Annotated in this window: 20 protein-coding genes; 9 read left to right on the top strand and 11 right to left on the bottom strand. The window is 45.2% G+C overall.

Annotated features, from left to right (window positions below; all coding sequences use genetic code 11):
* Positions 1–36 precede the first annotated feature (36 nt).
* The 4 genes from R7Q41_RS00470 (at position 37) to R7Q41_RS00455 (ending at position 3,917) form a co-directional block, all read left to right on the top strand.
* Positions 37–1,383, top strand: coding sequence for a hypothetical protein (locus R7Q41_RS00470; RefSeq protein ID WP_318108540.1), 1,347 nt, complete (start codon positions 37–39; stop codon positions 1,381–1,383).
* Entirely contained in the window at positions 1,384–2,406 is a 1,023-nt protein-coding gene (locus R7Q41_RS00465) for a sensor histidine kinase (protein WP_318108538.1), read from the top strand.
* Positions 2,407–2,421: 15 nt separating this feature from the next.
* The gene (locus R7Q41_RS00460) at positions 2,422–3,213 is read left to right on the top strand and encodes a LytR/AlgR family response regulator transcription factor (RefSeq protein ID WP_238970640.1); all 792 of its coding nucleotides are present in this window, start codon (positions 2,422–2,424) and stop codon (positions 3,211–3,213) included.
* 68 nt (positions 3,214–3,281) lie between these two features.
* Entirely contained in the window at positions 3,282–3,917 is a 636-nt protein-coding gene (locus R7Q41_RS00455; protein ID WP_104976355.1) for a DUF2268 domain-containing putative Zn-dependent protease, read from the top strand.
* Between the two features lie 397 nt (positions 3,918–4,314).
* Here the strand turns inward: R7Q41_RS00455 and R7Q41_RS00450 are convergent, their stop codons facing one another.
* From R7Q41_RS00450 to R7Q41_RS00435, 4 genes are all read right to left on the bottom strand, one after another.
* The gene (locus tag R7Q41_RS00450) at positions 4,315–4,809 is read right to left on the bottom strand and encodes a peptidylprolyl isomerase (RefSeq protein ID WP_206225789.1); all 495 of its coding nucleotides are present in this window, start codon (positions 4,807–4,809) and stop codon (positions 4,315–4,317) included.
* Positions 4,810–4,930: 121 nt separating this feature from the next.
* Positions 4,931–6,592, bottom strand: a complete 1,662-nt coding sequence (locus R7Q41_RS00445) for a methyl-accepting chemotaxis protein (protein WP_064376350.1) — start codon at positions 6,590–6,592, stop codon at positions 4,931–4,933.
* Positions 6,593–6,766: 174 nt separating this feature from the next.
* The gene (locus R7Q41_RS00440) at positions 6,767–7,153 is read right to left on the bottom strand and encodes a thiol-disulfide oxidoreductase DCC family protein (protein ID WP_064376351.1); all 387 of its coding nucleotides are present in this window, start codon (positions 7,151–7,153) and stop codon (positions 6,767–6,769) included.
* A gap of 24 nt (positions 7,154–7,177) precedes the next feature.
* Entirely contained in the window at positions 7,178–7,972 is a 795-nt protein-coding gene (locus R7Q41_RS00435; RefSeq protein ID WP_318108533.1) for a DUF4344 domain-containing metallopeptidase, read from the bottom strand.
* A gap of 862 nt (positions 7,973–8,834) precedes the next feature.
* Here R7Q41_RS00435 and gltS (R7Q41_RS00430) point away from each other — a divergent pair.
* Positions 8,835–10,070, top strand: a complete 1,236-nt coding sequence (gene gltS / locus R7Q41_RS00430) for a sodium/glutamate symporter (RefSeq protein ID WP_005374448.1) — start codon at positions 8,835–8,837, stop codon at positions 10,068–10,070.
* Positions 10,071–10,171: 101 nt separating this feature from the next.
* Here the strand turns inward: gltS (R7Q41_RS00430) and R7Q41_RS00425 are convergent, their stop codons facing one another.
* From R7Q41_RS00425 to R7Q41_RS00415, 3 genes are read right to left on the bottom strand one after another with little or no spacing between them, the layout of a single operon-like run.
* A complete protein-coding gene (locus R7Q41_RS00425) occupies positions 10,172–11,002 on the bottom strand; it encodes a hypothetical protein (RefSeq protein WP_213900003.1) in 831 nt (276 codons plus the stop codon).
* Entirely contained in the window at positions 11,002–11,859 is an 858-nt protein-coding gene (locus R7Q41_RS00420; RefSeq protein ID WP_318144292.1) for an ABC transporter ATP-binding protein, read from the bottom strand. Before R7Q41_RS00420 ends, R7Q41_RS00425 begins: the two co-directional genes overlap by 1 nt.
* Entirely contained in the window at positions 11,856–12,227 is a 372-nt protein-coding gene (locus R7Q41_RS00415) for a GntR family transcriptional regulator (protein ID WP_005374444.1), read from the bottom strand. The genes R7Q41_RS00420 and R7Q41_RS00415 overlap by 4 nt, the downstream gene beginning before the upstream one ends.
* A gap of 413 nt (positions 12,228–12,640) precedes the next feature.
* Here R7Q41_RS00415 and gltS (R7Q41_RS00410) point away from each other — a divergent pair, with 413 nt between their 5' ends.
* Together gltS (R7Q41_RS00410) and R7Q41_RS00405 are read left to right on the top strand one after the other, a co-directional pair.
* Complete coding sequence (gene gltS, locus R7Q41_RS00410; RefSeq protein ID WP_171344991.1) at positions 12,641–13,867, top strand: sodium/glutamate symporter; 1,227 nt, start codon at positions 12,641–12,643, stop codon at positions 13,865–13,867.
* Between the two features lie 154 nt (positions 13,868–14,021).
* Positions 14,022–14,888: a glycerol kinase gene (locus R7Q41_RS00405; protein WP_318108531.1), complete on the top strand. Its 867-nt coding sequence runs from the start codon at positions 14,022–14,024 to the stop codon at positions 14,886–14,888.
* A gap of 90 nt (positions 14,889–14,978) precedes the next feature.
* On the opposite strand, the gene nagB is transcribed toward R7Q41_RS00405, so the two are convergent.
* Positions 14,979–15,779, bottom strand: coding sequence for a glucosamine-6-phosphate deaminase (nagB, locus tag R7Q41_RS00400; protein ID WP_005374441.1), 801 nt, complete (start codon positions 15,777–15,779; stop codon positions 14,979–14,981).
* Between the two features lie 374 nt (positions 15,780–16,153).
* On the opposite strand from nagB, the gene R7Q41_RS00395 reads away from it, so the two are divergent.
* The gene (locus tag R7Q41_RS00395) at positions 16,154–16,405 is read left to right on the top strand and encodes a DUF3081 domain-containing protein (protein ID WP_005374440.1); all 252 of its coding nucleotides are present in this window, start codon (positions 16,154–16,156) and stop codon (positions 16,403–16,405) included.
* Between the two features lie 147 nt (positions 16,406–16,552).
* Here R7Q41_RS00395 and R7Q41_RS00390 read toward each other — a convergent pair whose 3' ends face one another.
* Entirely contained in the window at positions 16,553–16,906 is a 354-nt protein-coding gene (locus R7Q41_RS00390; protein ID WP_005374439.1) for a DUF413 domain-containing protein, read from the bottom strand.
* A gap of 149 nt (positions 16,907–17,055) precedes the next feature.
* Here R7Q41_RS00390 and R7Q41_RS00385 point away from each other — a divergent pair, with 149 nt between their 5' ends.
* Positions 17,056–17,949: a LysR family transcriptional regulator gene (locus tag R7Q41_RS00385; RefSeq protein ID WP_005374436.1), complete on the top strand. Its 894-nt coding sequence runs from the start codon at positions 17,056–17,058 to the stop codon at positions 17,947–17,949.
* Positions 17,950–18,030: 81 nt separating this feature from the next.
* On the opposite strand, the gene R7Q41_RS00380 is transcribed toward R7Q41_RS00385, so the two are convergent.
* Complete coding sequence (locus R7Q41_RS00380) at positions 18,031–18,726, bottom strand: pirin family protein (protein WP_017821043.1); 696 nt, start codon at positions 18,724–18,726, stop codon at positions 18,031–18,033.
* 9 nt (positions 18,727–18,735) lie between these two features.
* Positions 18,736–19,179 (bottom strand): DoxX family protein, encoded by a 444-nt coding sequence (locus R7Q41_RS00375; RefSeq protein ID WP_005374434.1) that lies wholly within the window; start codon positions 19,177–19,179, stop codon positions 18,736–18,738.
* Positions 19,180–19,380 lie beyond the last annotated feature (201 nt).

Here is a 19,380-nt window from a genome sequence, read left to right as displayed (position 1 = left end):
CGTAAATAGAACCATGAAAACGAGCAAGGAAGTTACATGAAATCGCACCAGCCTAACCTTAACAAAAGCACCAGTTTGTTGATTGCTGCCTCATTGTGTGTGGGCGCGTCAGCCCCTGCTTTTGCCAATGATGAACTGAGTTTTGAGTGGGATTGGGCTGTCAGTTACGAAACGGTCAAGCAGCGTGATAGCGCATTTATGCAGGCGCAGAGCAGTTCTCGTGATTCACTTAATGCACTGTTGGATGTGCAGGTGAATTATCAGAACTTCAGTGGTTTGTTCGCTCTGTATAGCCAAGGTTTGTACCTCAATCAACAAGGTGAGAGTGACTGGTGGAGTGAAGCTGATAACCAGTTGCTGATTAGAGAGCTGGCTTGGCTAGGGGAATGGCAAGTCGGTGATACCACTCTGGATGTGAGTTTAGGTAAGTTGCGTGTGGATTGGGGCGTCGGTTATGGCTACCGACCTTTGGATCTGTTTAAGCCTTATCGACAAAACCCTGTTGGCTTAGTCGCAGAAGAGGGGGCGGGTGTGTTTTCACTTTCACACTATGATATGGCCGGCGAGTGGACCGTCATTGCGACCGATTCAAGCTGGGGGCAACAAAACCAAAGTGCACTTGATCAAGCCGCAGAGCAACAAGGTATTGGTATTCGTCGTTATGCGCTGGTGGGTGACACAGAATATCAGCTGATTGGTTATTACGATGATGTGCGCCGAGGTTTGCTTGGCGCCAGTGCCATTGCGGTGTGGGATGAATCCATCGCCATGCACGGAGCAATGCTGTGGCAAAAGCAAAGTGTCGGCTATCAGGTTCAGCAGGATGATCTCTACCAACCTGTTTCGGTTGAGGAGCAGGGCTGCGCATTCCAAGCCTTAGTTGGGGTGAACTGGGCAAACCAAGCCGGACACAACGTGATTGCTGAATATTGGTACGACAGCCGAGCATGGTCGAAAAGCGAATGGCAACAAGCAATAGAGCGTGGCGAATTACTCTCTCAGATCCCTGAACCTAACAACTCTCTGTTGGCTAGCAGCGCTCTACTTGCGACAAGCTATGCCCAAGGGTTTCAGCATGCCAATATCGTTCAGCATAACGTAATGCTGCACTGGAGTTGGGATGTGGAAGCGTGGGCTGCATGGAACGGTAAAGCGGATATGGGCTGGCTAAGTGATGTAACCCCTACGTTGGATGTGATGTTGTCGCCACAAGATGGTGGTGTGATTATCACGCAGTGGCTTAGCTACCAATGGATTGATAATGGTGATCAAAGTGTAGAAGTGGAAGTTGCCGCACGCTTTTTAACCGGAGACGACCAATCTGCTTACGCACAAATCAATGATAAGCATATGATTGTATTTAACATCAAAGGGAAATTCTAAATGTGTTCAGCAAAATCAGTGGTGAAAAGTGGATGGCCGCGTAGCTTATTAGTGACCACGGCATTTTGTCTCTTTATCTCAGCAATGACGCTCTCGGTTTGGGGCGGTCCATTTTACATTCATGTGGCGGTTAGCTTTGGATTTGGCTATTCGGCTATCTTCTTCTCATGGCTTGTTGACCGCCTGTTTCCTACCATTCCTCGCTTGGTGGAAGTGGCTATCTCGCTGACGGCTTGCCTATTGTTTGGTGTGGTGAATGCCCAGCTTTGGCTTGGGGGATACTTCGGTATTTCAAGTATGCTGTCGGTTGGTCTCATGGGATTGTTATTCAGCGCCATGTGCTTTTTCTATTTCTACTCACGCGAGCAACATGCGATCGCTCAAAGAGAGTTAGAGGCCATCAAACGCGAGAAAGCCGAGCAAGATCGTGCGCTGTTGCTGAGTCAGCTTAAGCAGATGCAAAGCCAGATTGAGCCGCATTTCCTATTCAATACCTTGGCAAATATCAGCGCGCTCATGTCGCAAGATGTCGATAAAGCCAAGCTGATGCTAGAACAGTTAACCGCGCTGCTGCGTGCAACGCTTAAAAGCTCACGCGAAGAGCACACCACCATAGACAATGAAACGGCGTTAATTGAAGCTTACTTGGGTATTCAACAAACTCGTTTGGGTGAACGACTCAGTTACAAGATTGAGGTTGAAGAGGGACTAGGCAGAACCGAATTACCGCCGATGATGCTACAACCCTTAATAGAGAACGCTATCATCCATGGTATTGAGCCAAAGCGTGAAGGGGGCGAAGTGAGTTTGCAGATTAAGCGCGAACAACAGAACTTGCAGATTGAAGTCAGAGACACTGGTGTTGGCTTGAATCACGTTAGTGAGCACATGGGTTCAGGTGTGGGTTTAAGTAATCTCAAGCAGCGAGTTGAAGCTTTGTTCGCAGGGCAAGGAGAGGTCTCTATCAGTGAGTCTGCTCAGGGTGGCGTTTGTGTTCGCCTGAGCTGGCCAATGGAATCGTAATCAAGGAAGAAAGGAATGAATACAGGGTTTACTGCCATTATTGCTGATGATGAACCGTTATTGAGGCGTCATCTAGATAAAAGCCTAGCTGAAGTGTGGCCTGAGCTAGAGGTAATTGCCAAAGTTGCGGATGGTGAACAAGCATTGCAAGCCATTGAGCACAACCAACCTGACATTGCGTTTCTTGATATTCGTATGCCAGTTTTGGATGGTATGACCTTAGCGCAAAAACTCAATCAACTCGCCAATCCACCTTTGATTGTGTTTGTCACCGCGTACGATGATTACGCCATCAAAGCTTTTGAGCAAAATGCTGCCGATTATTTGCTTAAGCCTATCTCGGATGAGCGCCTTCTGACGACGTGTGAAAGAGTGAAAGCACGCCTTGCCAAGCGAGAGCAAGAAAGCAGTAATGTGCAGATGAGCAGCCTATTGGAGCAGTTGCAGCAATTATCCGCGCCACAAACGCCGCAATATCTTCAGTGGATCAAAGCGACGCAAGGGGAAGATATTCATCTGATTGCCACGTCTGATGTGTTGTATTTCAAAGCGGAAGAAAAATACGTTTCTGTGTATGCCCAACAAGGACAGGGTAAAGTGCAGGAGTATTTGATTCGCACATCGTTGAAAGAGTTGATAGGGCAGCTTAACCCAGAACAGTTCTGGCAAGTACACCGTTCAAGCGTGGTGCAAGTGTGCAAAATTAACAAAGTAAACAAAGACTTTGCTGGCAGAATGTTTGTTCACGTTGGAGAGAACAAGCTCCCGGTGAGCCGTGCATCTCAAAGTTTGTTCAAAGGGATGTAATCGCTAGAACTGCTCACTCTTTACACTGTAAACTCGCTGCTCTTAACCCACATTATCAAGGAAGATAAATGAGTTATCGCGTAACCCTCTTAAATGCAACGGGAGAGTTGTCTCCACTCGCTGAGTATTTACATCAGAAACTTGATGACCTGAGCTCACAGCTTTCTAGTTACTTTGATTTAAGTAACGTCGACCTAACCGTTAGCCCGTTTGATCGCAATGACGTACCGCAGACGGGGATTGGTGGCTATTGCTTAAGTGCCTATCGTGTAGAGGTTCTGCTTGATACTCAACGTACTGATATTAAAAACGTTATTGAGAAAGAAATAGCTGCGGTGTTAGCGCATGAGTTGCATCACCTGTTCCGTATGCGAGCGGGAGAAAGTGGCGTTGCACTTGGTGATGTACTAATTATGGAAGGGTTAGCTTGTCACTTCGAACGTAAGGTGAATGGCGGCGTCACTCCGAGCTTGTTTGAGCAAATCAAAGATCAAGATTGGCGCCCTTTCTACGCTGAGATGAAAGGCAAGTTGACCAGCTTAGATTACAACTTCGACGCTTACTTTCTTGGCAGCGATGAAAGCCGCTGGCCGAAATACATGGGGTATTGGGTTGGGTACAACCTTGTTGCTGAATATCTGGCTGATTTTCAAGGCTCTGAACTGGATTTGGTTGGAGCCAAAGCTGAGCTTTTCTATCAATAACTTCGGCACAAGCCAAACTATACCCAAGTAACCTCGAGATGCTAGGTTCAGCGAGAATGACTTGGTTTGTAGACGCGGCGGCGATTTAAAGGTTTGGTGGGCCTAATTCGAGAATCGACAACAAAGTATACAATCCAAGACCCTTACTATTTGTAAAGAGGGCCCTTTGGGAGCGTGTCATTGGCTCGACTTCTGTGTCAAACAACTTGGAAAGAGCTGGCTATTACGCTGCGTTGTTTTCCTTGACCTCGAATCAATGACAACGCTCTGAATCCTGCATCTTGAAGTCACTTGGGTATAATCGGCTGAGTCATAAAAACAAAAAGCGCCTAGATCATAAGACGTTAGGCGCTTTCTTCGTTTTATAACGACGATTTCTCCGCAGAGGCGAATGGGCTTATTCGTTGACTGTCACTTTCTCGATAATGATTGGATCGCATGGCACATCATCGTGGCCAAACTTAGAGGTAGTTTTCACTTTCGCGATGCGGTTTACGACATCCATACCCGCAGTCACTTTACCAAACACGGCGTAGCCCCAGCCTAGGTTGGTGGTTGCGGAGTGGTCTAGGAAATCATTGTCTTCTAAGTTAATGAAGAATTGTGCTGTTGCAGAGTGCGGTGCATCGGTACGCGCCATTGCGATAGTACCAACAAGGTTCTTTAGACCACGGTTTGCTTCGTTCGCGATCGGTGCGCGTGTTGGCTTTTCTGCCATGTCTTCGGTGTGACCGCCACCTTGAATCATAAAGCCATCGATAACGCGGTGGAAAATGGTGCCGTTGTAGAAGCCATCTTCACAGTATTTTTTGAAGTTCTTTGAGCTAACTGGCGCTCGTTCTAGGTTCAGTTCAATCTCGATATCACCGAAATTGGTGGTCATAATAATCATCTGGTTTGCCCTTATGGGTGCTAAGTTGGCGGCATTATAGCTAAGTCGTATGAGGATAGCAGAAATAAAAACAGCGACGTTTTGGCGTCGCTGTTTGCATGGAGAATGGGTGAGGAAAGCGTTAAACCGTAAAGCGACCGACCAAGTCGTACAGCTCGTTAGCTTTGTGGTTTAGGTTGCCACTACCTGCGCGGTTTTGATTCGCAAGGTGTGCCGATTGGCTGCTTTGTTGAGAGATGACTTCGATGCGTTGTGAAATCTCTTGGCCAACTTGGCTTTGCTCTTCGGTTGCTGTTGCGATCAGGGTGTTCATGTCCATGATGTTAGCAATTGCGGCTTGGATTTCTTGCAGTGCGGCAGAGGCTGCTCGTGCTTCTTCAACCGTTGCTTCACCGCGCGCTTGGCTTGAACCCATGGCTTTCACTGCTGCATCCGAGCCAGACTTCAACTGCTCAATCATTTGGTGAATTTCACCTGTGCTGTCTTGAGTGCGACTCGCCAGTTTACGAACCTCATCGGCAACGACTGCGAAGCCGCGGCCTTGTTCGCCTGCACGGGCTGCTTCAATGGCTGCGTTCAGTGCCAATAGGTTGGTTTGCTCAGCGATGTCTTGAATCACTTCTAGCGAAGAAGAAATGTTTTGTACATCGCTCTCTAGACGAGAAATCACCGTGCTGGCTTCTGACACTTCTAAAGCGAGCGCTTCGACAGAGCTCGCTGCGGAATCAACAATGTGTTTTGCTTGCTGTGAGTTATCATCAGCGTCTTTGGCGGATTGCGCCGCTTGGTTAGCGTTGTTGGAAATCTCGTGCGCCGTTGCTGTCATCTCGGTCATTGCCGCAGCGACTTGTTCGGTTTCTTCACGTTGACCTGAAGCCAATTCGTCCACTTGCGATGCTCGCTGTGACATGTCGTTGGTCTCTGAAACCACTTCTTGCCCTACGTGGCTAACGCTCTTGATTATGCCTTGCAGGCTTTCAACGAAGATATTGAAGTTTCGGCTCAGCTGGGTGAACTCCGGCACGCTCGATTCTTCCATGCGTGCGGTTAAGTCTGCATCGCCTTGCGCGAAAGAGTGAATTGAAGCATCAAACTGCTCAATAGGCTTCATGATGCTGCGGTTAACAAACACCGCGAAGACCGCGACGATGGCTGCAATCGAGACACAGAACAGAGCAATTGCCGTCAGTGTGGTGTTGAGGGCCTGATGCGCGGCTTCTTCCATGTTTGCCACAATGGCGTCGATATCGTCAGTGTAGAAGCCCGTACCCAACATCAAATCCCATTCAGGAATAAAGACCGAGTAGCTCAATTTCGGTAGTGCTTCGTTCTGACCGAGTTTCGGGAAGTAATAAGTCGTGAACTCACCTGTTTTGGAATTTTTGATCAAATCCTGAATCAGGTAATTGCCTTTCTTGTCCTGCAAGTTATAGAAGTTCTCTCCGATGCCTTTGGTGTTTTTACCTACCACGACACGCACGCCTTTTGAATCGTAACCGAAGATGTAGCCGGATTGACCAAACTCCAACTGTTTCAAGATCGGCAGTGCTTCTTCAAGTGGGGCATTTTGAACGAGCAGTGGCTCGACAGCGGAGCGCGCCATTTGGACGTAGTTTTTGAGCTCGGCTTTTTTCATCTCCATCATTTGACTTCGAGTCTGCTCAATCTCGTGTTCGTTGTAGGCTGTGGTTTGTAGATAGGTGAACCACATCATGCCTATTGCCATGGTTAGAATTGGAATTATTGAAAGGATATATAGTCGTTTTCTGATCGTCAGATTCATAGAGACGTCCTTCTCTCGGCGCAGCGTTACAAGTGACAAGCTGAATAAGCTTGCTGATAAAATTATTAATACTTATTGTTGTAATGCTTAGAGATTAACCGAGTTAATCAATCAGAAGTACTGGAAGTTTATAAATTTAGACTAAGGTCGTAGCATTTTTAAGCAGGATCACAATTAACGTGAACACGAACCGTTATTGCAGCGAGAAGTGCCCGTTAACCAGTAGGAGACGCGGTAGCGGTTTTTGGCAAATTTGAGGTAAAGCCAATCCGCAACAGGTTTGACAGCGCGCCAACGCAGCGGTGCATACAACCAACCGCGACCGACCAGTTGCCACGCACGATGGGTCACATCCAACCCAAGCAGAAGTTCCCCCTTTTCGTTGAGGGCGTGCAAAATGGTGTTGGCTTGTTCAGGATCGATCTGCGGATAATCTGAGAATGCATCACTATAGATATCGACGGTTTTGATGTGCTGCTTGGCATCGCGTTGTTTTAGCGCCTTCATCTCTTTGGCACAAAGCGGGCAGGTTCCGTCATAAAATATGATGAGTTTTGTCATTGCGGTTTTCTTGTTTGAGATTTTCTAATCGCTTTTACGTGGCGAATTTTCTTTTGGTTCATTGTTTTGCAAGTAATGCAGCCAATTGTCGCGAATGTTGCCGTAATTGAATTGGCAGAACTCTTTGCGATCACGCAGGTAGTCTTTTTCTACTTCATCGAGTAAGGCTTTGTATTGCTCAGGATCACTACCGTAAACCAAACATAACGTTGAAAAGTAACGCTGCAAATCAAAGCTGTGTTCGTCAATGTACTCGCCAAAATCGTAGTAGTCCGGTCTGTCGTCGGATTCGAATGCGAACATGTCGGCGGCGCTAATGGCCATATCTGCGCCATCTTTTAGGAAGTCAATCATTAAAATAGTGGCAAAATTATCGACCGCATCTTCTTCTTTTCCGAGAACAGGGATGCTTTGATCTTCGATGTAAGCATGTCCAGCTTCATGAAGTAAAGTGTGCAATAACGTATCTAGCGCCCCTGTTTTTGGGGATTTTCCGAAGCGTTCTCCATACTGATTATTGGAGAAGTAATTGAGCGACTCCAAATAAAAAGTGTAAGGAACGTATATTGTGTGTGTATCAGGATCATACATTGGACCATCTTCTCCGCCGTAAACCAGCGTGAGAGCTTTATCAAATGGAAAGTAGGCCTGAGACAGCTCAACAAAGATGGTGTTTACATCGCTGCTTTGAATCGATTGTTGGGCGATTTTTTCATGAGTTGTCTCTATGGGAGAATATTGAATACGAATGTTTTCAGCTGCTGTAGCTGATGAGACGATGCTGAGTAATAGCGCAGCGCAAAGCGAATGAATGTTCATGTGGGACTCTTGTTATTGAATAACTTGTATAAAAAATTATACATGTTTTTGTCTGATGCATAGTTGGGGTTGTACTCATTAGCCAAAGTCGGGACGTCGGTCTCGAAAAGCAATCATGATAACATCGCATATTTCGGCTGCTTGGTTCTCTAGGGCGTTTATCAAGACCTCTTGGATAAGAACGGCGGTGAAGTTATTAGCTATGCATCGTTTTCTAAGAAGCTTACTGAGTAACTGTGCTTCGATCTTTATCTGTGAAAATGATAATAGGCAGTTAATCATTGCAAGGTTTAACCATGGGGTTGGTGAATGTCACTGAATTGAAGAAAATTATCAGCGATATGTTATAATCCTGCTCCGTTGTGACGAAAACGTTTGTTGCAGCCTGAGAGTTTCCTTGGATTCGGCTCGTTTATACACCATGAGCCAGAGTTGAAAAGCTACGACAGGAACAGGCAAACCCAATTGTTTTGAACGCGCTCTCGGCGTTTAGCGGTTACAACGGGAAGGAACTTTGTTTGATAGTAATTGACACATTCTGTTTAAGTAAGGGAGCCCGAAGTGGTTCAGAAAGTGTCACCCAGAATTTACTCACAACACGACACCCCAAGCGATAACGCACAGGTATTGCGAGGGGCCATTTGAAGGAGCTGTATCAGCTCCTTTCACATTTAAGGGCTTGCTAACAGCGTAAAAACTGACACATCGCTTAAGGAGCGCCCCTTAAACTAGCCTAAGGCGCATCTACACCAACTTTTTGAGTATTTTCGAAACAATAAAGCGAGAAAATTTGCTATTGAACGAAGGTTAAACTAACACTCATTCATTACGGAGAATGAAGAGAACAATAATAAGAGGCGATATGAATCATTTAATATCTGTAGGTGCACTGGAGTCCTTCTTGGTCGCAATTAGTGTGCTTTTCCTGGGGCATTTTATTAATGCTAAGCTACCGATTTTAAAGAAATTCAACATACCTGAGCCGATTGTAGGTGGCCTTATTGTGGCCTGCATGATTACTGCTCTTCATTTCAACGGCATCGATTTAGAGTTCGACTTGCCATTACAAAATACGTTTATGTTAATGTTTTTTGCGACAGTTGGTTTGGCCGCAAATTACACTCAGTTGATGAAAGGAGGTGCGAAGGTTTTTATCTTCTTAGCTGTCGCATCGTTTTACATCATCATACAAAACGGCGTTGGCGTTTCACTTGCGGCGGCGCTCGGTTTAGATCCTTTGATGGGGTTAATTGCTGGCTCGATTACTCTGTCTGGTGGTCATGGTACAGGTGCTGCGTGGTCACAAACCTTTCAAGACGTGTATGGATTGGATAACGTCTTAGAAATTGCAATGGCATCAGCGACTTTTGGTTTGATCATCGGCGGTATCATTGGTAGCCCTGTAGCGCAGCGTCTGGTGGAAAAGAACAGCATAGAGTCTGAGTATGGTCGTGGTGGTCGAGATGCCAAAACTCACGAGAAATTCCCGGAGTTGGTGACTTACAATGAATACGAAGAAGATAAAGTAACGGCGAAAAAAGTGGTGGAGAAACTCTTCTTCCTACTGATCTGTGTTACTGGGGCCAAGTATGTCGAGCAATGGGTAAGCACGTATGAAATCTCATGGCTGATGATTCCAGACTTCGTATATGCGCTATTCATTGGTGTGATCATTACGAATTTCTTGGAAGTGACCAAGATTCGTAAGTTAGATGCCGAAACGGTCGATATGTTAGGTACGGTATCGCTATCTCTGTTCTTAGCGATGGCTCTGATGAGCTTGAAGTTATGGAATATCTTCGATCTAGCGATTCCATTCTTGGTTATTTTAGCTGTGCAGTCTGTCGTCTTAGCTATCTTTACGTACTATGTTACGTTCAAAGTGATGGGAAGCAACTACGATGCTGCGGTTATTGCAGGGGGGCACTGCGGTTTTGGCTTGGGTGCAACCCCAACAGCCGTAATGAACATGGGTTCGATCGTTAACCGATTTGGCCCGTCGCCGCAGGCATTTATGGTGGTGCCAATTGTGGGGGCTTTCTTTATCGACATCGTTAACTTAATCATTTTACAAGGTTACATTTCATTCCTTGGTTAAATTTAAGTTCATGATCTCCTAAGGTCGAAATAAAAACGGTCACAACACAGGTTGTGACCGTTTTTTTATGGCTCGATTTTGGCCGTTTATCGGACGACGGATTATTGAATGGTTCGGCTGAACTTGAGGCTAGCTGTCCAACCAAGAATACCAATGAAGGCGTAAATGCCAACGTTTAACCAACCCGCTTGAGGAATGGTATTGAATGGGTTTGGTGTAATAATGGCGTGCAGCGGAAGGTAAAGCACTTCGGAGAAAAAGTGATCTAGCCCGTAGTAACCAAAAAGTGCGATAGGCATCCAACGTAGCGCATAAATGGCGATAAACAAAATGACCAGTGGTGAGTTCACTTTTTGTGAAATAGCCATCGCAGTTAATGCCAGCGGTAACAGCAGAATACCGGCGAAAAACATTCTGATTAAAAACTCTCCCCAATGCAGCAGCACGTAACCTAACGAGGCTTGGCGGTACAATAAAGCCAATTGGTGATCAGTAGAGATGTTCAGCAACCACAACATTAAATTTGCAGCGAGTACGAGCACCGAGCAGACGAGCGGAATCACCAATAAGCCAAATCCTAGCTTCACTAAATGGGTTTTTATGTCACTGACAGGCATACTGCGCCAAAACATAATGCTGCCTTCCGCCCGTTCTTTGCGTAGCGTTCTTGGGAAGTACTGAACGGCTAACAAGATAGACAGCAGCCCTGCTCCTCCGGAAATCAACATATTGACGTCATCACCAAGCTCTTTGTGAATGTCACTGACATCGCCACCAAAGCTCATTTGGAAAAACATATTGTGTTGTAGAGTATCGTTACTCATTAAACTCACAAAGAGAATAACTCCACACGCCAACACAAACAGTGGAATACGTAAAACAAGAGGGTTTTCTAACCACTCTTTTTGCAACATCGCGACAACTGAACGCATTACGCTGCCTCCTTCTGCAATGCTAAAAATAGATCCGCTAACTTCACCCCATGGATGGAACCCATTGTTTCTGCTTGTTGGGCATACTGGGCTTTGAGTAACCATTTCGTTGAACCGAGGCCTTTTTGTGACGAGAGTGGGTTCATCGCTTCAATTTGTGTGCGGTGCTCGTCGTTGGCTTCAAGAATGAAATAGTCTTCACTGATACTGTCCATCGAGGTTTGCAGAACGGGGCGACTATGCTTAAGAATCAGAACATCTGTCAGCAAGTGCTCAATCTCTGATACTTCATGACTGGCGATGATCAACACGCGCTCGCCGTCGTGAAACCATTCCAATAAGTGACGATAAAACGTCTCGCGATACACGAGATCTAACCCGAGTGTCGGTTCATCCAATATGAGGATTTGGGTGTTGGTCGCGATCACAATCGCGAGGTGTAATTGCACCTTCATCCCTTTGGATAAAGATTTGATACGCGCACGAGGTTTGATGTCCGTTTGACGAAGTAGCGTATCTGCTTGGGCGCGATTGAACCCTGGATGCACGCCCTCGGTATAGTTAAGCAGTTGAGCAACGGTCATCCAATCTGGCAGAACGTTGACATCCGAGATGTAGGATAAGCTCTGCATTATCTTGTCGCGTTGCATAATGGGTTCAAATCCGTTGATACGAATAGTGCCCTGATATTCATGTGCACCGAGTAGGGCATTAATAAGCGTTGATTTACCTGCGCCATTATGGCCGAGTAAGCCAAGTACTTGTCCTGCATGTAGGTCGAAACTCACTTCATGCAGTGCTTCTCCTTGTTGCTGATATTGCTTGGAGACGTTGTTTACACTGACTAATGCGCTCATTGGTCACCTTTCAAGTGTGGTTTTAGTTGTTGAATGAATTCGTCGAGTGACATATCCAGACGCTGTATTGTGTCGGCTATCTGCGGAATTTGTTGCTGAAGAAAACGTGCCTTCTCGTCTGCGAGTAATTTGAGCTTTGCTCCTGAAGCGACAAACATACCTTGACCGCGTTTTTTCTCCACTAGCCCGTCATCAACAAGCAATTGATAGCCTTTCATAACGGTGAGGTGGTTAATTTTCATATCTGCAGAGATGCTACGGACGGAGGGCAGAGCATCGCCTTCTTGCCAGACACCTTGCAGTATTTGCTGCGTGATCTGGTCTGCCAACTGTCGAAATATCGGTTGGCGATCATGCCAATTAGTCATGAGTGAATCTCTTGGTTGAGATGGTGTTATATATATGTATAACACCTAGTGCATTAGAGAGAAAGTAATAATTTAAAACCTAGTGTATCCGCCTGTCTCATTCGCTCTAAATATCCACCTATGTGGTCGTTGTTTTGAGGTTTTGTTTTATATGGAAATTAATTGCTTCTCATAAGTTGAGAAGTGTTGTTTTTCTCTTCCCATCAATACACTTATCGCCTGTTCTAAATGAATATTCTCACTGAATGATAATTAGCATAATTTTAGCTCTGCCTATTTCTTACTTGATGAGAATTGATGGTCAAAGAGGCCTAGAAAACAAAAGTTTCGAGAGGCAATCTGACTGGCTTAGGCACCTATCTCACGTTGAGCGCGTGCTCAATGAATGAGAAAGAGTAGAGTAAAGAGGTCTCATGAATCAGGTAATATCTATCGGCCCACAGGAGTCGTTCCTCGTCGCAATTTGCGTGTTGTTTTTAGGGCAGTTCATCAATACCAAGTTACCAACCTTAAAAAAATTTAATATTCCAGAGCCAATTGTTGGTGGTCTAGTGGTCGCTTGCGTCATCACGATGATGCACTTAAACGGTGTGGATGTTTCCTTTGATTTACCACTGCAAAACGTCTTTATGCTGATGTTTTTTGCAACCGTTGGCTTAGCGGCAAATTACACCCAACTGATTAAAGGCGGTGCGAAGGTTTTCATCTTCCTAGTTGTGGCATCGGTCTACATTCTTATCCAAAATGCGGTCGGCGTGTCCTTAGCAACAGCGCTGGGGTTAGATCCACTCATGGGGTTGATCGCCGGATCCATTACGCTTTCTGGCGGACATGGAACTGGAGCTGCGTGGTCGCAAACTTTTCAAGAAATGTATGGTTTGCATAATGTTCTAGAGGTGGCAATGGCTTCTGCTACATTTGGCTTGGTGATGGGCGGGATTATTGGCAGCCCTGTTGCACAAAAGCTACTAAACAAACACAACTTGGAATCGGAATACGGACGCACCAATCAAAGTCATCAGAGTTTCCCTGAACTGGTGACGTACAACGAACATGAGGAAGATCGCGTCACAGCGAAAAGAGTCGTTGAAAGCTTGTCCATCATTCTACTTTGCGTGACAGGCGCGAAGTATCTGGAGAGTTGGGTAAGCAGTTTTGACATCAAGTGGTTAATGATTCCCGATTTTGTGTATGCGCTGTTTATTGGTGTTGTTATCACTAACATCATGGAAGTGACGAAGGCGCGCAAGGTTGATTTAGAAACCGTTGATATTCTTGGCACGGTTGCACTATCTCTATTTCTTGCCATGGCCTTGATGAGTTTGAAATTGTGGAATATTTTCGATCTTGCGATCCCATTCCTTATTATTCTTGCTATTCAGTCGGCAGTGTTGGCGATGTTCACTTACTACGTAACATTCCGCATGATGGGAGGCAACTACGATGCGGCGGTGATCGCTAGCGGACACTGCGGTTTTGGGTTAGGTGCTACACCGACTGCGGTCATGAATATGGGCTCCATCGTGAGTCGATATGGTCCATCACCACAAGCATTTATGGTGGTTCCAATTGTCGGTGCATTCTTCATCGACATTGTGAATTTAGTGATTTTGCAAGGGTGCATCGCTTTTATTCGATAACATTCGCTTTTTTACCGAAATAACAAAGCCAGCACCTATACGCTGGCTTTGCTATTTGTAACACGAAATCTTGTTTGCCTGACTTCAAGCTGTGAAATCAATGCGTTACTATGACGACATAGTGTTCAATTTTGCAGCAGCATGAGGTACCCACATGTCTGAAAAAATATCGACGTCGGCATTAGCGAAAATGCGCAAGGTAGAAGCTAAGATGCTGTTTGCCGATCTCAAACGTGCAGGCTACATCGTTCGCCAAGATGAAAAGTGGATTTTGACCGAAGAAGGGGCAAAGTTTGGCGGTGAGTATGTGGATCACCCTAAATTTGGCCAGTTCATCGTCTGGCCGACCAACTTACATATTGAGCTGACTCCCAGCTCAGGGAAAACATTGAGCGCGACACAACTGGGTGAAAAGCTGAAATTGAATGCGAAGCGCATGAACCAACTTTTGAGTGAACTGGGTTGGTTGACCAAATCCGAAGAGGGATGGAGTGTCACAGAAGCTGGTGTGCGCGCTGGTGGGCAGCAAAGAACCGATAAAGAAACACAAAATACCTTTGTCGTATGGCACGATGTGGTGCTGCGTAACAAGCGTCTTAAGCAGTCTGTCATTGAGTTTTTAGGGCAAGACGCGGAGTCACATTCTACGGATAAATCGTACTCAATCTTTCGCCAAAAATTTGAAGCCAAGCACCGAACATTAGATGGGCATTACGTGCGCTCTAAGGGGGAGTTGCTCATCGACAACTGGCTGTACTTGGCTGGTGTTGTGCACGCTTATGAGCGTCAGTTGCCGATTGACCAAGATGTCACTAGCGATTTTTACTTGCCAGGTGGCAAAGTCTATTTGCAATTTTGGGGAAGTGACGATGGGGAGATGGCTCAGGCCGACCGTGAGACCATTCGTACTGTTTATGAGCAGCATCATTTCAATCTTATCGAAGTCGAACCGAGTGAACTAGACAAGTTGGATGAAGTGCTTCCTAAGCGTCTTCGTCAGTTTGGTATTAAAGCTTATTGACGACTTAAGCCCGCTGTTCAGATAAGAAAAAACCCGTGTTCAACACGGGTTTTGTATTTTTAGTGTGTTTCTAGGCTGCCATCCTATGGGTTAAAAGCCTTTGATGTTTTCTGCTTCTAGCTCAGAGAAGTACTTCACTGTCTTCACTTTCAGTTCTTGTTGAGCTGGTTCGTCGCATACGATCACCGCTTTAGGGTGAAGTTGAAGAGCAGAAACTGTCCATAGGTGGTTTACACAACCTTCCACGGCTGCTTCAAGTGCCTGAGCTTTGTTATGGCCAGTGACCAAGATCATCACTTCTTCTGAGTCTAGAAGCGTACCAACACCGATAGTCAGCGCGTATTTAGGCACTTGGTTGATATCGCCGTCAAAGAAGCGAGAGTTCGCAATGCGAGTGTCTTCAGTGAGGGTCTTGATGCGAGTACGAGAAGAAAGAGATGACGCTGGCTCGTTGAACGCGATGTGACCGTCGTTACCCACGCCGCCCATGAACAGGTTGATCTTGCCGTAAGACTTAATTTTGTCTTCGTAACGCTTACATTCTGCGTCGTGATCGTCTGTGTTACCGTTCAGTAGGTTGATATTTTCTTCTTGAATATCAATGTGATTAAAGAAGTTGTTGTACATGAACGAACGGTAAGATTCTGGGTGATCCGCAGGGATGCCAATGTACTCATCCATGTTAAAAGTCACGACGTTTTTGAAGCTGACTTCGCCGGCTTGGTAAAGCTCGATTAGGGCTTTGTAGGTTGCTAGAGGAGTGCCACCAGTTGGTAGACCCAGAACGAATGGACGCTCAGCAGTAGGTTTAAAGTCGTTGATACGCTTAGCGATATGCGCAGCTGCCCACTTACCTACTTGTGCTGCTCGAGTTAACGGGATAAGTCTCATTTTGTGCCCCTAGTTATTGGAATTGACGATGTACTGAAACATTAATTCGCATTATAAAATAAGTAATGGCGAACTGCTATTGTTTTAGGTCAAAATTTTGCTTTTTCTTTAACCAATGTTGGTTTTGTCGACGATTTTTATATCTAAATGCTTTTATAAGACGATTTTTTACAAAGAAATTGCATTATGAAACTGACGAATCAATAGATAAAATTTATGATCTAAATTAAGTTTTGCCTTCGCACTTAACCTTGTTTTTTAACAACCTACAGAGTGCGAAATCGCACACGAACTTCAAATATTATGGGTTAGATATGGCATGGCGCTCATTCTTTAACCATAATTGAAATGTGTAAACCAGTGAGGAATTCGGTATGAAAAATGAGTTAGATCCGAGCAAAGTACTACAGGCTTACGAATGTGTGATGAACAACGGTACGCCAACCGAATTTGGTAAAATGTATGAAGGTGTAGAAGCGTTTTCTGACTACGATGGGTACAACGTTTTCTTAAGAGGGAATGGTGTTGAGCTAAAAATTGGCTTCCACAACACCTATCACTTGGAATATGACCAAGAGCATTTGAAAGAGAGCTTTCTGAAAAAGATTGCGACGCTCGCCAAGTAAACGGTCATCACCCAAATATTAAAAAAGCCCTTGGGAGAATGCCCCCTTGGGCTTTAGGAGAAGAAATGAGCTTGTCTTGCTCGCTCAGTAAAGTCAAACGAGCTTTCGCCTACTGCTAGAAAAAGGCGAGAACTAGGTTATTGGTTATTAATCGTCTTCAACCAAACTCTCTTCAATGTATTCTTCTGTGGCGTCAGGCTTGTTACGACCATTTAGCGTATGGAAGCGCTTGCGACCACGAGCAAGTTGGGTGTACTTTAGCCACGTACGCTCAAGTTTTGTTTTTGCTTTGCCCGGGTTTTCTAACACCTTGATGAAGTGTTTCTCTTCGCTGTTTTCAGGTGTTAATTCGCCTGACTCTAAGCCAAGCATTGTATCCCCATAAATTGTTAGGATTTCCTCTTCTGAAAGAGTAAAATCGCCAGACTTTGCAAAGCCGCGTGGGAATTTTACGTTATCGTAAAAACGTTTTTTGCCATGACGGAATTCAGTGTCAGACATGTCAACAGCCTCTGTAACCGTTATTGATGAATGTAGTGAACTTACGGCGAAAATTAGGCTTAAATCTAACAAAAGAAAAACAAAACTTTTTTGTCGTCATGATTTTAATTAGTTGTTAATCTGGTTTTATATTAACCAGGAGATGGTTTATGGATGTAAAAGTCTTTCGAACATTTTTAGAGCTGGCAAGAGTTCGTCACTTCGGACGTGCTGCTGAGAACCTTTATATTACCCAAGCCGCTGTGAGCGCACGTATCAAACAATTGGAAAGTTACTTCGATACGCAATTGTTTATTCGTGATCGAAATAACATAAAGTTGACCTCTGCAGGTGAGCGCTTAATCAGCTATGCCGAGGTAATGGTCACTACATTGCAACAAGCGAAGCTAGAATTATCGCTTGAAGATGGCAAAGCGCTGCAACTAACGTTAGGTGGCACGCCAAACATTTGGGACGCTTATTTACAGAATTGTTTAAGTGTCGTCACAGATTCGTTTGGTGGTTATGGCTTCATGGCAGAAGTGATGGGACGTGAGATGCTCAGTCGTAGCTTGCTAGAGCGCACGTTAGATATGGCATTTGCGTTCGATCAGATCAAAGCTGATGAGCTTAACTGTAAAAAAGTGGCAGATGTTGTTCTCGTTCTGGTATCAACTGAGAAAGATTCTTTAGACACCGTTTTCGAAAACAAATATGTGTACGTTGACTGGGGGACGCGTTTCTCCTCAGAGCATTCTGAACGTCACCCTAAGATTCCGGCTCCATATTTACGCACTTCAACAGCGCGTATCGCATTGGACTTTATTTTAGAGAAGGGTGGAGCCGCGTACTTACCAATCTCTCTCGTGGAGCCATTTATCGCTAATGGGCAGCTTCACAAGGTGTCTGGAGTAGAAGATTGGTGTCGCCCTATCTATTTGAGCTATCGTAAAGCTAGCTCGTCTGTAGACGCGATTAAGCAAGTGGAAGAAATTGTCAAAGAGATCGATCCACTGACCGCTTACAGTTTTCAGCAAATTGGTTCTGGCACTTCCGACGAATAGCGTTGAATGAAAAGTCAGAAAAACGAAAAAGCCGCCTTGAGAAATCAAGGCGGCTTTGTTTTTATCTCGATGAATCGATAGTTATGGTAAGTCAAACAACAGGGCTGTTGTGCTTTCGTTTGATGTATTGCGCAAAACAACCTTACTCTGGTGTTCAACCTTCGCGCCGTCGCCAGCCGTCAAAGTGGTATTGTCGACACTAAGGCTCCCAGTCACTTGATGGATGAATAGATTTCGGCCCGACTCAATCTCAAAGTTTAGTTCGCTACTTGGCTCAAGAATTAACTGATGCAAAGTCGCATCTTGCTTAATAAGTAGCGTGCCGTTTTCTCCAGTTGGAGTTGCGATAGTCGTTAACCCAGGATTGCGACCAAAATCTTTTTGCTGATAACCTGGTTTGGTTCCAAATGTGTTCGGTTGAATCCAAATCTGTAGAAACCGCAGCGTATCTTGGTTCGATGCATTGTACTCACTGTGGTAAATCCCTTTCCCTGCCGACATGAGTTGGAATTCACCTGCAGGTAGTGTTTTGACGTTACCTTCACTGTCTTTGTGTGCGATAACACCTTCCAACACATAGCTGATGATCTCCATATCACGGTGGCCATGTGTATCAAAACCCGCGCCAGGCTTGACTACATCGTCATTAATGACTCTCAGCTCAGAAAAGCCCATATGTTGAGGATCGTAGTAGCTACCAAAAGAAAACGTATGTTTGCTATCAAGCCAGCCAAAGTTTGCTCGACCTCGGTCTGCTGCATGTCTTACCGTAATCATAAGGCCTCCTTAAGAGAGCTTTTTGTTTAAGAAGTTATCTAACGCTGCTTTACCTGCGCCAGAGAACGCCAGAGAAACGCTTGCTGCCAGTAATGCTAAGCCAAACTCGTAACCGTTGTTTGCCATGAACAGGCCATTTTCAAAGTGGACAGAGAATATCGCTACCACCATCGTGAACGCCAAAGCAACCGCTGCTGGTCGAGTTAGCAGACCAAGTAAAATGAACAAGCCGCCAAAGAACTCTGCGCTGCCCGCAAGTAACGCCATGAGCACGCCAGGACCTAAACCGATAGATGCCATCCACTGACCTGTGCCTTCTAGCCCGTAGCCACCAAACCAGCCAAATAGTTTTTGTGCGCCGTGCGCCATAAAGATAATGCCGATTGGAACGCGAAGTGATAGTGCGCTGTAACCTGCGTTTGATGTGGTAATTTTCTGTAATAGTGCTTTCATGATTCTGTCCTCTGACTCTTTTCAATGAGTGGGAAGCGTGTGCTCCCGTGCTGTTGAGAACAGTTTAGGTAGAGGCGAATATAAAAATAACGGGAGGATTTTGATAAACTCGTTCTAAAAAATTGAATAGTTGGTTTTTATTTATTTAAATCAATGTCTTGATTTTTATATTCGAGTGTTTATTTGCCGATTATTGTCTGT

The sequence above is a fragment of the Vibrio sp. 2096 genome (assembly GCF_033339595.1).
In the GTDB taxonomy this organism is placed as follows: Bacteria; Pseudomonadota; Gammaproteobacteria; order Enterobacterales; family Vibrionaceae; genus Vibrio; species Vibrio alginolyticus.
The sequence above is the reverse complement of the archived record's forward strand: the minus strand, read 5'-3'. Positions and strand labels throughout refer to the sequence as shown.